The following is a 15,373-nucleotide window of genomic DNA, read 5'->3' as shown; positions in this document are numbered from 1 at the left end:
CTCAGAGCCATTAACTATTGACCGCATTATTGATTGAAGTATTTTTTCGTATATTAAGCTAATCTTAAGGGAGACGGGTAGGAAAAGACTAAAAAAATTTGTATTTTTACAATCTGTTAGACCCATACGAACAGCCTGTTTTTAAGGCCTGAAACAACATATTTCTGACACGCTCCCATTCTGATATGACCAACGAACTTATTGAAGAAGACGCTCCCATCGAAACCGCGTTAGGCAACTATGGTGCCGATAATATCCAGGTATTAGAAGGACTGGAAGCCGTACGCAAACGTCCATCCATGTACATTGGCGACGTTGGTACACGTGGTCTCCATCACCTTATCTGGGAAGTTGTCGATAACTCCATTGATGAAGCGTTGGCAGGCTACTGCGACAAGATCACGGTAAACATTAATCCCGATAATTCAATTACGGTGCAGGATAACGGCCGGGGTATCCCGACGGGTATCAATACCAAGATGGGCGTTTCGGCGCTTCAGATGGCGATGACCATGCTGCACGCGGGTGGTAAATTTGATAAGGATACCTATAAAGTCTCTGGTGGTCTGCACGGTGTCGGCGTCTCCTGCGTAAATGCCCTGTCGACCGATCTGCGGGTAGAAGTTCACCGCGAGGGTAAGATTTTTGAACAGGAGTACAAGATCGGCATTCCGCTATATGATGTTCGTGTTATCGGCGATGCCGAGGATACGGGTACGAGAACGCACTTTAAGCCCGACGGGACTATCTTCACCGACACGGTTTATAAGTACGATACCATTGCAGGACGTCTGCGTGAGTTAGCTTACCTGAACAAAGGCATCCATGTTTTCCTGAACGATTTACGGGAATTAGACGAAAATGGTCAACCCTTGCGTCAGGACGATTTCTATTCGGAAGGTGGACTAGTCGAGTTTGTCGAATACCTCGATCAGACCCGCCCATCCCTGGATGGCATGAAGCCCATCTACATGGAAAATACGAAAGGATCGACCCCCGTTCAGGTGGCGCTGGTGTATAACTATGAAGCGGGTGAAAACGTCCTTTCTTACGTCAACAACATCAATACCCACGAAGGCGGTACACACGTACAGGGCTTCCGCTCTGCCTTAACGCGCGTTTTGAAAAACTACGCCGACAAAAATCCCGGTGTATTGCCTAAAAATTCGGGTAAGGTGACCTTTAGTGGTGAGGATTTCCGAAAGGGTCTTACCGCCGTGATTTCGGTTAAAGTAGCCGAACCTCAGTTTGAAGGACAGACCAAAACGAAACTGGGTAACCAGGAAGTAGTCAGCGCGGTGAGCCAGGCAATGGCCGATCTGCTGGAAACCTGGCTGGAAGAAAACCCGAACACAGCAAAGGGCATCGTTAAGAAAGTGCTCGTGTCTGCTCAGGCGCGTATTGCGGCCGATCTGGCCTACAAGCGCATCATGACCGAGCGCAAGGACTTCATGGGCGGCATGGGCCTTCCCGGCAAACTGGCTGACTGCTCCGATACCGATCCTGAAAAATGTGAGCTGTATCTGGTTGAGGGTGACTCGGCTGGCGGAACGGCCAAGCAAGGCCGCAACCGGGCGTTTCAGGCGATTCTTCCTCTTCGCGGTAAAATCCTGAACGTGGAGAAAGCCATGGAGCACCGGATCTACGAAAACGAAGAGATCAAGAACATCTGGACTGCCCTCGGTGTACGCCTTGAGAAGAAAGATGATGAGACGGTGATGAACCTGGATAAACTCCGGTATCATAAAATCATTATCATGACCGATGCCGACGTCGATGGTAGCCACATTCGGACCCTGATCCTGACGCTCTTCTACCGCAACATGAAGGCGCTGATCGACAACGGCTACATTTACATTGCGCAACCTCCGCTCTACCTGATTAAAAAAGGGAAAGAGGAGCGCTATTGCTGGACAGAAGCACAGCGCGAAGCTGCGGTGAAAGAACTGGCCGCTGGTGGTAAAGAAGAGAACGTGGGTGTTCAGCGATACAAAGGTCTGGGCGAAATGAACGCCGAACAGCTCTGGAGTACGACCATGAACCCCGATAGCCGAACGTTGAAAATCGTAACGGTTGAGTCGGCTGCCGATGCGGATCACGTCTTCTCAACCCTGATGGGCGATGAAGTGGCCCCAAGGCGCGAGTTCATCGAACGAAATGCAAAATACGCCCGAGTGGATGTTTAACCGAAAAATAACATAAAGCGGGCTTTTTAGTCCGCTTTTTTGTTGTACTTCAACCTTTCAAACGAGTATGCGTTATTCCCTCAACTCAAACCGCACCATATTGGGTAACTTGGTTTCCCGTTTTACGAACCGTCCGGCCAATGCGCCTGCCCAGGGAACAGACAAGCTGGCGAAGGTTAGCGAAAAAGTTATCAATGTCATTGACCAGAGTGATTATTTAAGCCGTGACCTAAGCTGGCTTAAATTCAATGAGCGCGTTCTGGATCAGGCTCGTATGGTGCAGGCGCCGTTAAAGAACCGCACACTCATGGAACGGCTGAAGTTCCTGGCGATCTCGGCGTCGAACCTGGACGAGTTCTTTATGATTCGTGTGGGAAGTTTGTACAACTACCTCGATTATCATAAGCAACGGGTCGATTACTCGGGCTTGCGTGAGGTACCTTTTCGGAAAGCCCTGTACACAACGGCGCATCAGTTTTTTCAGGAGCAACAAGCTGTTTTCTCCGAGCAATTGCTACCCCTTTTTGCCGAAAATGGGCTGCAACTTGTTACCTACGCCAGTATGGCACCCGAAGAGCAGGAAGAAGCGACGAATTACTTCGACCGGGCTATCTATCCAACATTGACCCCCATGCTGTATGACTACACGCATACCTTCCCGGTCCTGTTGGCTAAAGTCCTCATTTTTGGTGTCGTTACGCAAAATCCCGATGAAGCGGAAGTAAAAAGCTTACGAGCCGAAGACGAAGATGACCGCCAACGGTTGTCCTTTGTCCAGATCCCGGCTAACCTGCCCAGGTTTATTTCGTTCGAGCGCGAAGACACCATCGTCTTCATTCCGATCGAAGAAATCGTTCGACAGAACATCAAAAAACTGTACAGAAACGTCGAAATTCAATCGGTAAACCTGTTTCGTATTACGCGGAACGGCGATTTTACGCTCGATGAAAATGATGACGATGAAGTCGATTTCATCGACGAAGTTCGGCAGAAGATCAAAAACCGGCGTCTGGGCCGTGTAACGCGTGTTGAAATTGAAACTAAAGGCAGTGGAGCCGATAGCCAGTCGTCGGTAGGTTCGCCCTGGATGCTGAATCTGCTCAAAAAGCGGTGGGAAATCGATGATTTAAACATTTTCGAATCGCACACGCTGCTCGATTTTTCGTCTTTATGGCAAATCATCGGCAACCCGGAGTTTAAGGATGGGATGCCTGTTCCGCATGCGCCCGTACCTCCGCTGGGATTGGGACGCGATAAAACAGATGACATATTTGAGTTGATCAAACAGCGCGATCTGTTACTGCACCATCCCTACAATAATTTCGAACCGGTCCTTCAACTGCTCGAACAGTCGGCTGAAGACCCGAACGTACTGGCTATAAAAATTACCGTTTATCGGCTGGCGAAACGGTCTCGTATTACGGAAGCCTTATTGAAAGCGGCCGAGAACGGCAAGCACGTATCGGTTCTGTTCGAAGTGAAAGCCCGTTTCGACGAAGAGAATAATATTCGGGAAGCGCAACGATTGCAGAAAGCAGGATGCTTTGTTATCTATGGCATCAGCCGGTTTAAAACCCATACCAAGCTACTGCTGGTCGTTCGGAATGAAGGGAGCCGCGTTGTCCGCTATGCCCACATGGCCACCGGCAACTACAATGAAGATACGTCGAAATTGTACACCGATATCGGCCTGCTGACAACGAATGAGACGTACACCCATGACATTTCGGAGTTTTTCAATGTCATCACCGGTCACTCGGTACCCAATCAGTATCAGTATCTGATTACGGCTCCGCGTGACATGCGGGAACAGCTGCTTCGGCTGATTCGGGTCGAAGCGGACAACGCTCAGCGCGGGTTGTTAAGTGGCATTTGCATAAAGGTCAACTCGCTGGAAGACAAGCAGGTAATCGACGAGTTGTACAAGGCGTCTCAGGCGGGTGTACCCATTCGGCTGATCGTCCGCAGCATCTGCTGCCTGCGCCCTCACCGGGCTGGTTTAAGTGAAAATATCACGGTTCGCTCCATTGTTGGCGATTTTCTGGAGCACACCCGCATCTACTATTTTCATAACAACGGCGATCCGAAAGTTTATGGCGGCAGCGCCGATGTTATGGTTCGGAGCTTTGACCGACGTATCGAGTCGTTGTTCATTTTGGCCGACAAGCGGGTGAAGCAGCAGGCTATCCTTATCCTGAAAGATAACCTGCGCGACAACGTCAATGCCTATGAACTGAAGGAAGATGGAGATTTCAAGAAATGCGAAGTCCCGGAGGGTGACCAACCCTTCAACATGCATCAGCGGTTCTTTGAAATAACGGAAAAAGAAGCAATGGAAGCCCGGCTGTTCGATCCCGAAATTAAACCCGCCGATGTAGCCCAGATTGAAGAGGAGTATCAGGAAGGTGCCGAACGGGCCATTGCGAACATTTAATTACTACGCATGCATTAACGCGCTTTTCTGCAGAAGTCTTCACAAGTAATCATTTAATAAAATTAGATTACTTGTGAAGACTATTAGTTACATTTGTACAATATGGAATCAATACGGGTGCATTTACCGGAAGATTTAAGAATGAACGACGACGAGTTCACTCGTTTTTGTCAGGATAATCCGGACCTGAAATTTGAGCGCCGTAAGAATGGTGATATTGTACTAATGGCCAACACAGGTGGAGAAACCGGCAATACCAATTTTGAGTTGAGTGTCACGTTTGGCATATGGAACCGGCAGACACAATTCGGAAAGTTCTTCGATTCGTCGACGGCCTTTCGCCTGCCTGATACGTCGATAATGTCACCCGATGTTTCTGCCATCATGCAAAGCCGCTGGGACACGCTCACACTTGAGCAACGTCGTAAGATTTTACCGATATGTCCTGATTTTGTTCTCGAACTACGCTCTCAGTCTGACCGCCTGAAAGACTGCTTCGAGAAAATGGATGACTGGATGGCTAACGGCTGCCAATTAGGCTGGCTGATCGACATCTCTAATCAGGTAACCTATATTTACCGGCCTAATCAAGTAATTCAGGAAGTTGCCGGACTTGGTTTGCTTTCCGGCGAAACGACCTTGCCGGGATTCGAACTGGATTTGAAAAGCATCCTTTAGGCAAATTCTACAACAGGCTAACCGTCTGATTTAACGAATATTCTTCGTTAAATCAGACGGTTTTCGTTTAGGAATATTTTTTGGGGCGCGTTCCATGTCTTCTTTTTGTATCTTCGCCAGCCTAACTGTAATTGTATCTTTACTGAATGGAGCGTTTTACTGGCCTGATAGGCATTGTTTTAATTCTGGGTATCGCTTATGCCCTTTCAGATAATCGAAAAGCAATCAATTATCGTACCGTTGGTGTTGGCCTTCTACTTCAGTTTAGTCTGGCGGTTTTTGTCCTGAAAACGGATATCGGGCGAAACATTTTTCAGGGACTTGGCTACTACGTTGACCGGCTTTTACAAAAAGCCAATAAAGGCGCTGAATTTGTCTTTTCATCGTTGGTAAGACCCGATGAACTCTCAAAGGCTTTTGGTCCTCAAAACAGCTTTATCTTTTTCTTCAAAGTTATTCCGACCATCATTTTCGTGGCGGTGCTGGTCAATATCTTCTACCACCTGGGCATCATGCAGCGTGTCGTAGCTGTAATGGCGAAGGCCATGAAGTGGCTCATGGGCGTAAGCGGTGCCGAAGCGCTTTCCAACGTAGCCAGTACCTTTGTGGGGCAGGTTGAAGCACAGATCATGATCAAGCCTTACCTGAACGGCATGACAAACTCCGAACTGCTGGCCAGCATGACTGGCTCATTTGCCTGTATTGCGGGTGGCGTTCTGGCGGTCTACATCTCGCTTGGCGTTCCGGCTCCCTACCTGCTAGCCGCCAGCATCATGGCTGCGCCGGGTGCGTTGGTTATCAGTAAAATTGTTATGCCCGAAACGCAGGTTTCGGAAACGCAGGGAACGGTTAAAGTAGAGATCAAGAAAATCTATGCCAACCTGCTCGACGCCATTGCAGCGGGAGCCAGCGAAGGTCTTAAAGTAGGCTTCAATGTCATTGCCATGCTAATCGGCTTTATTGCACTGATTGCCCTAATCGATAGCATCATGTTCCGGTTAGGCTATTATGTGTTCAGCATCGACTACCTAAGCATCAATTACCTGCTGGGTAAACTCTTCTCACTATTTGCCTGGGCAATGGGCGTACCAGGAAAAGATATTGAAGCCGCCGGGGCACTGATGGGGACTAAAATGGTGGTTAACGAGTTTGTGGCGTACCTGGATCTGGTAAAAATCAAGAGCACGCTTGATCCCAAAACAATCGCGATTGTCAGCTTTGCCTTGTGCGGCTTTGCTAATTTTAGCTCTATTGCCATTCAGGTAGGTGGTATTGGCGAACTGGCTCCCAAACGGCGCAGCGACCTGGCTCGAATCGGCTTCAAAGCGCTGATTTGTGGAACCCTGGCCAGCTATATGTCAGCAACCATTGCCGGTTTACTACTCTAATACTGACTGCCGTGACAAACGGCTGATAAACATACCAATAGAATTATTACCGATTGAGCCCGGTCCTCCAGTAAGTGGTGGCCGGGCTTATTTTATTTTCTACTATTTTTTCTTTCCATTAGTCAATACTACCTTCGGTTCATCTGTCTTTGAGTAAATACCGTTAACTAATCATGATTCAGACAAAACTAATCCCACGCACTGCCGAAGCGCATGAGCCACCCATGCTCATTAAAACGATGCTGGCGCAGTCGCTCAAATATGAACCTCAACGCGAAATTGTTTATCGGGACTTATTTCGGATGAACTATATCCAGTTTAACCAGCGTGTCCGGCAATTGGCGAATGTGCTGACAGAACTGGACATCCAGCCGGGTGATATGGTTGCTGTGTTTGATTGGGATAGCCACCGATACCTCGAATGTTTCTTCGGTGTTACCAGTATGGGGGCCATTCTGCATACGGTCAACGTTCGGTTGTCGCCCGCGCAGATTCTGTACACCATGAATCACGCGAAGGATAAGATTGTGCTGATCCACAAGGATTTCCTACCCATCTTAGCGGCTATCAAAGATCAGTTAACAACGGTTGAAAAATTCATTGTCCTGAGTGACAAGGTTTATGTTGGCGGTTCTGAAACCACACCGCTTACGGGCCTACCCAGCGGTTTTTCGGGCGAATATGAATCTTTGTTAAAAGGCGCTTCGGATCAGTATGAATTCCCGGATTTTGATGAAAATACCTGGGCTACATCATTTTACACAACTGGGACGACAGGTAATCCGAAGGGTGTTTACTTCTCTCATCGGCAGTTATTCATGCATACCATGGGTCTGCTGACCTATATCATCGGCTACGAAGCCATGCCGTTCAAGGGCTCTACAGACGTGTATATGCCCATTACGCCAATGTTCCATGTGCACGCCTGGGGCTTTCCCTTTCTGGCCACCATGATGTCGGCCAAGCAGGTGTATCCAGGCCGCTACGAGCCCGAACTATTGCTCAAACTACTGATTACAGAAGGGGTTACACTATCCCACTGCGTACCAACCATTCTGAACATGCTGGTCAGTAGTCCAGCTGCGCCAAAATTCCGCGCCAATCTTAGCCGGTGGAAAGTGTTGATTGGCGGTTCAGCGTTGACAAAAGGGCTGGCGATTGCCGCCACGAATCTGGGAATCACTGTTATGTCAGGTTACGGTATGTCAGAAACGGCTCCGGTAATGGCAGTTGGCTATCTGAATGAGCAGGAAAAAGAACTCTCGGCGGATGAGCAGATCGAACTTCGAACACGTGCCGGACGTATTTCGCCTTTTATTGAGATGCGGTTGATGGACGATGATGGAAACTTTGTTCCTCATGATGGGCATTCACTCGGCGAAATCGTGGCGCGTGGTCCCTGGCTTACCCAGGGGTATTATGAAGATCCCGAGCGCGGTGCCGAACTCTGGAAAGGTGGCTGGCTTCACACAGGTGATGTCGCCAGCATCACGGCAGATTACTGGGTTGTCATTTCTGACCGTACCAAAGACGTTATCAAAACGGGTGGTGAATGGGTCTCCTCGTTGGATATGGAAGATGTTTTATCACAGGTCGACGGTGTAGCCGAATCAGCCGTTATTGGCCTTCCCGATGACCGCTGGGGCGAACGCCCGCATGCACTCATCATTCAGAAACCGGGTTATTCGTTAACTGCCGAAGGTATAAAAACTGACTTGCAGGCTAAAGTGCAGCGGGGTGAGTTACACAAATGGTATGTACCCGACCGAATTTTGTTTGTATCGGAAATTCCAAAGACGAGCGTTGGTAAAATTGACAAGAAGAAGATTCGAAGCGAAATGAAGGAATTGATTCTTGCTTCTTAAGATGCACATTTCCATATGACGCGAATAGGTCTTTTATCAGATACCCACAGTTATCTTGACCCACAGATTTTTACCCATTTTGAGACCTGCGACGAGATTTGGCACGCGGGTGACGTGGGTCTTCTAACGGTTGCGGAACAGCTACGAGCCTTCCGCCCCTTACGAATCGTGAGTGGCAATATCGACCAGGAATCGCCCGACTTACCCGCCAATCAACGCTTCACACTTGAAGGTCTGGATGTCTGGATGACGCATATTGGCGGTACCCCACCTTCGTATAACCCAACGACACGACCGGTGTTGACAGCTAATCCGCCCGACTTATTTGTGTGTGGCCACTCCCATATTCTAAAAGTTGTGCGGGATTCTACGAAAAATAATTTGCTGTTTATCAATCCAGGTGCTGCCGGCAAAACAGGTTTCCATAAAATTCGAACGGCCATCCGGTTTTCGCTCGATGCCGGTAAAATCCTCGACATGCAGGTCATTGAACTAGGCAAAAAATAGCATAAAAAAGGGACTCTTCCAGAAGAGTCCCTTTTTTATGTCTTTCAATTTATACTGGCTTATATCGGCAACGATTCTGGTTCCGTTTCGGCAGGTTTAGAATCCAAACCTATATCTTCCTTCACCTCTTCAGCTACCCCTTTGTTCTTGTAAGCCTGGTAAACCGTTTCCCGCTCGAAAGGACGGTTGCCGATCAGGCGTACCAAATCATTTTGGTACAGAATCTCTTTCTCAAGCAACTCTTTAGCCAGAATTTCTAGGGCATCCCGATGTTCGCTCAACAGATTCTTCGTCCGATCGTAGGCCGCGCTGATGATTTTACGAACTTCTTCATCGATGTGTTTAGCCGTTTCTTCAGAGTAAGGCTTATTAAAATTATAATCCGACTGCTTCGAATCGTAAAACGATACATTCCCGATTTTGTCGTTCATGCCGTACATGGTCACCATACTGTAAGCCAACTTGGTGATACGCTCCAGATCGCTTAGAGCACCCGTCGATACTTTACCAAAGATCAAGTCCTCAGCCGCCCGGCCACCTAGTGCCATACCCATTTCGTCCATAAGCTGTTCGGTACGATATAGATATTGTTCACGTGGCAGATACTGAGCGTAACCAAGAGCCGCTACACCCCGTGGTACGATCGACACTTTTACAAGCGGATCGGCATGTTCGAGATACCAGCCAGCTACAGCGTGGCCGGCTTCATGATAGGCAACGATTTCTTTTTCCTCTGGCGAAATGATTTTGTTTTTCTTTTCCAGACCGCCGATCACCCGATCCATCGCATCCTGGAAATCCTTCATATCGACAGACTCTTTGTCGCTACGGGCCGCAATCAGCGCAGCTTCGTTGCAAACGTTGGCAATTTCTGCCCCGGCAAAACCAGGTGTTTGAGCAGCCAGTTCTTTCGGATCAACGTCGGCCGATAATTTGATTGGCTTCAGGTGAACCCGGAAAATTGCTTCCCGCCCAATGATATCTGGTTTATCGATGCTGATCTGACGGTCGAAGCGGCCTGGACGCTGCAAAGCAGGATCCAATACATCAGGGCGGTTTGTAGCAGCCAGGATAATAATACCTGAATCGGTTGCAAACCCATCCATTTCTACCAGCAGGGAGTTCAGCGTATTTTCACGTTCGTCATTGGCACCTGGCATGGAACCACGTCCCCGCGAACGGCCAACCGCATCAATTTCATCAATAAAGATGATACAAGGAGCTTTTTCCTTCGCCTGTTTGAATAAGTCACGTACCCGAGCGGCACCCACCCCAACAAACATTTCTACGAAATCTGATCCTGACAGAGAGAAGAAAGGAACACCAGCTTCGCCAGCCACAGCCTTGGCCAACAAGGTTTTACCTGTACCTGGAGGGCCAATCAAAAGAGCTCCTTTTGGAATTTTTGCCCCAAGTTTGGTGAACTTGGTTGGGTTCTTCAGGTAATCGACAATTTCCTTAATCTCTTCTTTTGCTTCATCCAGCCCGGCAACGTCATTGAAGGTAATTTTCACCTTATTATCGGCATCAAATAGCGCTGCTTTCGATTTTCCGATATTAAAGATTTGTCCACCCGGACCACCAGCGCCCGACATACGTCCGAGCAAAAAGTACATCGCCAGAATCATAACAATAAGGAAGCCCCATGTGCTGATGATGCTGCCAAAATCGCTTCGCGTTTCGAACTTGAGATCAATTTTTTCATTGTCAGGCATGCCCTGTTGTAGCAAGTCCAAGTCTTTTTTGAACGTTTCGCCAGATGCAATCTGAAACTGAAAATGCGGTCCCTGGTTATTGCCGAAATACGGCTTTTCTGCAAATAAGTTGCGGTATTTTGGACTTTGCGCGGCTTGCTGCGTCAAGGTTACTTCGGCTATTTTGTCATTGACAACAATAGCTTCCGCAACCTCATGGTCTTTCACCATTCGCTCGAATCGCTTTTGCGTAATGTCGCGGGTAGCTGAGCTTCGGTTAAAGAATGTAATGCCAAGAATGGCGGCAATCAGCAATGCAACAATCCAGCCCTGAAAGTTGGGCTTACGTGGCCCACCACGGGGTACTAACGGATTTTTATTATTTTCTGCCATTTCCTCAGGTTGTACTAACGGATTTCAAGGGTAACACCGTTTCGCGAATGATTGTTTCTACTGCGAAATGGTTAGGACAAACGGTCTGTCAGCCCCACAAGCGGCCCAAAACGAGCCTGTTATACGCTAACTCTACATAAAACCAGATGAGCACTAATTATGTTTTAAGCTGCTTAAAACCAATAGCTTAACAGTAATGTGCTCACTATCTGGCATTAAGATGCTACTGCGAAATCATTATCTTCGATAACGTGAATCTCGGCATCGCCCCAAAGTTGTTCAAGATCATAGAACGAGCGACGGTCTTTCTTGAACACGTGAACAACAACATCAACGTAATCAAGCAAAATCCACTCCCGGTTCAATTTTCCTTCTTTATGCCAAGGGTCTTGTTTACTGGCTTTATAAACTTCTTCCTCTACGGAAGTCGATATAGCGTCAATTTGTGTGTCGGAGGTACCCGAGCAAAGAACAAAATAATCGCAAATAGCATTTTTAACTTTCCGCAGGTCCATTACGACAATATCCTGTCCTTTTTTCTCCTGCATTCCCCGAACAACGAAGTCACGTATCTGCTCGGCGGTAAATTCACTGTTTTTGTTAATTCTCATGCTTTCGGTTTAACATTGCACGATAAGCTAATCAGCGGGTACATTGCCTATGGGTGTTTAGAAGCCCGCAGTACCATTCATTAACTCTCTACTACTAAACTATACAATATTTTGTACAAAATCTATCCCAAAACGCTTTTTATTGGACAAATAATCCAATATCTGCCAAGCTGTCAGTCAACTAACGATGAAGCGGCTACTTTGATTGCCCATTCGACCCCAAATGAAGGACTAGTTGTCATAACCAATAACCAAACGGCCGGTCGTGGACAACGTGGCAATCAGTGGGAAGCAAAGCCCGGCCAAAACCTGACGTTCTCGCTGATTCTGAGTCCTTCTTTTTTGATGGCAACGGATCAATTCTGGCTAAATATGGCCATTTCGTTAGGTATTTACGACGCGCTGCAACCATTAATCGGCCATTCGTTGCGTATAAAATGGCCTAACGATATCTACGTCGATGATCATAAACTGGGTGGCATTTTGATTGAAAATACGCTACACGGCTATAACATTGCCTGGTCGGTGGTGGGTATGGGGCTGAACGTGAATCAAACGGAGTTTGGTTATTCAACAGCGACCTCGTTGCAATGCCAGGCTCCTTTACCGAATGCCTACGATTTACCCGGCCTACTGAGTCGTCTCTGCGAGACCCTGGAACAACGTTACCTGCAACTACGGGCTGGTCAGCGCGATACGCTTAAAACTAGTTATTTACAGATTTTATACCGCTATCAGGAGGAGCATACGTTTGAAAGCGAAGGCCAGTATTTCAGGGGTACAATTTGTGGCATAGATACCACCGGACGACTAGCCATCAGCGTTGATGGGAAGATGAAGCACTTTGGGTTTAAGGAAGTAAGCTTTCTTTTTAATGTATGATGTAGGATGCCTGTGATAGGCAAATCCTACATCATACGCACGAACGGCCCCGATCATTTAATCGCTTCTTCCACCGGGTTGCCAATGCAGCCGCTGGGTTCGAGCAGGCCAAGCAGCGCGGTAATCGTTGGTGCAATGTCATGAACGTGGGTTCGGCGAAGTGTTTGGCCCGGTTTGATGCCCCAGCCATAAAGTAAGAACGGTACGTGCGTATCGTAAGCGTATGTGGTGCCGTGGGTTGTGCCCTTATTACGGCCTTCGAGCCATCCGGGTTGCTGCATCACGTAGAAATCGCCACTACGGTTGGGATGGTATACATTCCGAAACAGGTTCTCCTGCAGGCTCGGCAGTGCTTCAGCACCCAGGTTGTGTAAATTTACGACATTTACCACCGCTTTTTGTTTGAGCAATACCGCCCGTAGCAACTCATACACATCCTGCATGGCAATTTTTTTCTCCGTCATCAACGCATGATTGAGGTAAATCTGCTGATTGAAATACGACAGCATCCATTGCCCTGGGCCATATGCTTTTTCGAGCGTAGATTTCACGGCTTCGCCAATTTCACCATAGCCCCGCACCCCTGCCGGAATTCGATTCTGTTGCAGGAAACCGGGTGCGTCGACAACACCATGGTCGGCCGATAAAAAAGCCACCCATTGGCCCTTACCTACACTGGCATCCAACTGATTAAACAACTCAGCCAGTTGCTGATCAAGCCGGATGTACTGATCTTCGGTTTCAATGGCGTGTGTCCCAAAGGCGTGGCCAATGTAATCAGGCGACGAAAAGCTTACGCAAAGCATATCTGTAACGCCCCGTTGCCCCAGTTGCTCATTTTTCAACGCAGCCAGCGCAAACTCCTTCGTGATCTGGTCACCAAAAGGACTCGTGCGCAAGGGTTCATATTTACTCCCACCCGCCTGAATGGCGAATGTGTGCGGGAAAACAGATTTGGTTTCTCCGGCTAGTACCGTTTCATAGGGCTCATCGTCAGCTGTACTCTCGGTGTACTTGTCCATGGGCAGAGATGCCTCCCATTTCTGGCTTATGAACTGATCGGGCAGCTTGCGAGCATTGAACGCCTGCACCCATTTGGGCAGTTCATTCTGATAAAATGTGCTACTGATAAAATTACCATCTTTCGAATCGAACCAGTAAGCCGCATTGGCTGCGTGCCCGGCGGGCAAAATAGCTCCCCTATCTTTCAGCGCAATCCCAATAACTTTAGCGCGCCCGTCGGTTGCTAGTTTGAGCTGGTCACCGATGGTGGTTACCAACAGGTTCCGGGGTGACATTTTACCTGCCACGCCCGTGTTACCAACGGTGCTAACGGTTGTATCTTCGGCGCAGTACATTAACCGTCCGATGTTGCGTTCGTAGAAATCATTGCCAACAATACCGTTCAGCGCTGGAGCCGAGCCGGTATAAATAGCAGCATGACCCGGGCCCGTATACGTTGCGGCATAATGATAATGATTATTACGGGCGTTGAAACCGCCATCCATCATTCGCCGGAATCCACCCGCACTGAATTTGTCATAGTAGCGATATAAATAGTCGTAGCGCATCTGGTCTACGACAATACCAACAACTAGTTTGGGTCTGGCCAATGTTTGGGCAGTTGCACTTGATTTAGCGGTTGTGCTTGCTGTTTTTCTTTGTTGAGCTAAGGACGCTGTGGTGAGTACAGACACCACCAGAAGTGAAAAAATTAGGCGCATAAAGCCAGTTTCTATTGTATGATTCAGGACTTACGGCAAATGTACAAACAAATTGACGGGACAGCGAACTAACTAAATGAAGCGTTTGTAAAGTCATTTTAATAGTAACAGAAACCTTTGTGATTACTAATAGGTATCAAGGGGCTGTTTTTCCAACATTGTTGTGTTGATCTGGTTGACTCACTAGCACATCTCACATCTCTTCATCATTTTCTATGATTGTCATTAACAGTCCAGCTACGTTTGGGCTAACAGCTTTGCTTTTCTTCGTCGCTGTTTTCGGGCGATATGTGCTGTTCTCGCTGGGTTTCTGGTGGTTATTCAAGGTATCTCTGAAAGACCAGTTTGCCCACCGGGCTGTACAAACACGGCCGAGAAAAGCGGGGCAGGACTGGCGGGAAATTGGCTGGTCAGCCATTACGTCCCTAATCTTTACGGGTATTGCTGTAGCCGTTATTCTGGCTTACCAAAACGGTTATACGGCCATTTACACGGATATCAACAGCTATCCCTTACTTTGGTACCCTGCCAGTATCGCTATCGTGCTGTTTATCCACGAAACCTATTATTACTGGCTTCATCGCTGGATGCACCGTCCGGGCGTATACCGCTGGGTACACAAAACCCACCACGACAGTATTACAACCTCACCCTGGACAGCCTTTTCGTTTCATCCTATTGAGAGCACACTGCAAGCCATTATCATCCCAGCCCTAACGTTTATATTGCCTCTGCACATTTCGGCGGTGGGCCTGATTCTGATGATTATGACGCTCTCAAGTGCCATTAACCACCTGAACACCGAAGTTTATCCCCAGGACTTCAATCGGCACTGGCTCGGGCGCTGGCTAATTGGCGCTACGCACCATAGCCTCCATCACACGCAGTTTCGATTCAACTACGGCCTGTATTTTACATTCTGGGACAAGTGGATGCGCACCGAGAGCCCTGATTTCCACCGACTGTTCGGGGAGAAAACGAAGAAAAGAATGATGAATGATGAATTATAAA

The 15,373-nt window shown here is 48.0% G+C and carries 11 protein-coding genes; 8 read left to right on the top strand and 3 right to left on the bottom strand.

All coding sequences use genetic code 11. The features are described from left to right. The first annotated feature begins 185 nt into the window (after nt 1-185). From gyrB to ACYVAM_RS24675, 6 genes are all read left to right on the top strand, one after another. Complete coding sequence (gene gyrB / locus ACYVAM_RS24700; protein WP_461072066.1) at nt 186-2,186, top strand: DNA topoisomerase (ATP-hydrolyzing) subunit B; 2,001 nt, start codon at nt 186-188, stop codon at nt 2,184-2,186. Nucleotides 2,187-2,253: 67 nt separating this feature from the next. After that, nucleotides 2,254-4,620, top strand: a complete 2,367-nt coding sequence (gene ppk1 / locus ACYVAM_RS24695) for a polyphosphate kinase 1 (RefSeq protein WP_461072064.1) — start codon at nt 2,254-2,256, stop codon at nt 4,618-4,620. A 102-nt stretch (nt 4,621-4,722) separates the two neighbouring features. Further along, nucleotides 4,723-5,298, top strand: a complete 576-nt coding sequence (locus tag ACYVAM_RS24690) for a Uma2 family endonuclease (protein WP_461072063.1) — start codon at nt 4,723-4,725, stop codon at nt 5,296-5,298. Nucleotides 5,299-5,444: 146 nt separating this feature from the next. Further along, a complete protein-coding gene (locus tag ACYVAM_RS24685) occupies nt 5,445-6,686 on the top strand; it encodes a NupC/NupG family nucleoside CNT transporter (RefSeq protein ID WP_461072061.1) in 1,242 nt (413 codons plus the stop codon). Between the two features lie 173 nt (nt 6,687-6,859). Then, complete coding sequence (locus tag ACYVAM_RS24680) at nt 6,860-8,551, top strand: fatty acid--CoA ligase (RefSeq protein ID WP_461072059.1); 1,692 nt, start codon at nt 6,860-6,862, stop codon at nt 8,549-8,551. 15 nt (nt 8,552-8,566) lie between these two features. Beyond that, the gene (locus ACYVAM_RS24675; protein WP_461072057.1) at nt 8,567-9,058 is read left to right on the top strand and encodes a metallophosphoesterase family protein; all 492 of its coding nucleotides are present in this window, start codon (nt 8,567-8,569) and stop codon (nt 9,056-9,058) included. 59 nt (nt 9,059-9,117) lie between these two features. Here the strand turns inward: ACYVAM_RS24675 and ftsH are convergent, their stop codons facing one another. Together ftsH and rsfS are read right to left on the bottom strand one after the other, a co-directional pair. Further along, the gene (gene ftsH, locus ACYVAM_RS24670) at nt 9,118-11,145 is read right to left on the bottom strand and encodes an ATP-dependent zinc metalloprotease FtsH (protein ID WP_461072055.1); all 2,028 of its coding nucleotides are present in this window, start codon (nt 11,143-11,145) and stop codon (nt 9,118-9,120) included. A gap of 215 nt (nt 11,146-11,360) precedes the next feature. Then, entirely contained in the window at nt 11,361-11,756 is a 396-nt protein-coding gene (gene rsfS, locus ACYVAM_RS24665) for a ribosome silencing factor (protein WP_460940016.1), read from the bottom strand. A gap of 111 nt (nt 11,757-11,867) precedes the next feature. Between rsfS and ACYVAM_RS24660 the strand changes: the two genes are divergently transcribed. After that, nucleotides 11,868-12,638 carry a biotin--[acetyl-CoA-carboxylase] ligase gene (locus ACYVAM_RS24660; RefSeq protein ID WP_461072053.1) on the top strand — a complete coding sequence of 257 codons (771 nt, stop codon included), beginning with the start codon at nt 11,868-11,870 and terminating at the stop codon, nt 12,636-12,638. A gap of 53 nt (nt 12,639-12,691) precedes the next feature. Here the strand turns inward: ACYVAM_RS24660 and pafA are convergent, their stop codons facing one another. Next, complete coding sequence (pafA, locus tag ACYVAM_RS24655; protein WP_461072051.1) at nt 12,692-14,362, bottom strand: alkaline phosphatase PafA; 1,671 nt, start codon at nt 14,360-14,362, stop codon at nt 12,692-12,694. A 215-nt stretch (nt 14,363-14,577) separates the two neighbouring features. On the opposite strand from pafA, the gene ACYVAM_RS24650 reads away from it, so the two are divergent. Beyond that, a complete protein-coding gene (locus ACYVAM_RS24650; protein WP_461072049.1) occupies nt 14,578-15,372 on the top strand; it encodes a sterol desaturase family protein in 795 nt (264 codons plus the stop codon). The last annotated feature ends 1 nt before the right edge of the window (nt 15,373 follow it).

This window comes from Spirosoma horti (genome assembly GCF_054776595.1).
Note: the sequence above shows the minus strand (reverse complement) of the source record. Positions and strands in the feature narration are given on the sequence as shown.

Excerpts from the sequence above, each read along its gene's own strand:
- gyrB (WP_461072066.1), top strand. The coding sequence starts at position 186 with ATGACCAACGAACTTATTGAAGAAGACGCTCCCATCGAAACCGCGTTA.
- ppk1 (WP_461072064.1), top strand. The coding sequence starts at position 2,254 with ATGCGTTATTCCCTCAACTCAAACCGCACCATATTGGGTAACTTGGTT.
- ACYVAM_RS24690 (WP_461072063.1), top strand. The coding sequence starts at position 4,723 with ATGGAATCAATACGGGTGCATTTACCGGAAGATTTAAGAATGAACGAC.
- ACYVAM_RS24685 (WP_461072061.1), top strand. The coding sequence starts at position 5,445 with ATGGAGCGTTTTACTGGCCTGATAGGCATTGTTTTAATTCTGGGTATC.
- ACYVAM_RS24680 (WP_461072059.1), top strand. The coding sequence starts at position 6,860 with ATGATTCAGACAAAACTAATCCCACGCACTGCCGAAGCGCATGAGCCA.
- ACYVAM_RS24675 (WP_461072057.1), top strand. The coding sequence starts at position 8,567 with ATGACGCGAATAGGTCTTTTATCAGATACCCACAGTTATCTTGACCCA.
- ftsH (WP_461072055.1), bottom strand. The coding sequence starts at position 11,145 with ATGGCAGAAAATAATAAAAATCCGTTAGTACCCCGTGGTGGGCCACGT.
- rsfS (WP_460940016.1), bottom strand. The coding sequence starts at position 11,756 with ATGAGAATTAACAAAAACAGTGAATTTACCGCCGAGCAGATACGTGAC.
- pafA (WP_461072051.1), bottom strand. The coding sequence starts at position 14,362 with ATGCGCCTAATTTTTTCACTTCTGGTGGTGTCTGTACTCACCACAGCG.
- ACYVAM_RS24650 (WP_461072049.1), top strand. The coding sequence starts at position 14,578 with ATGATTGTCATTAACAGTCCAGCTACGTTTGGGCTAACAGCTTTGCTT.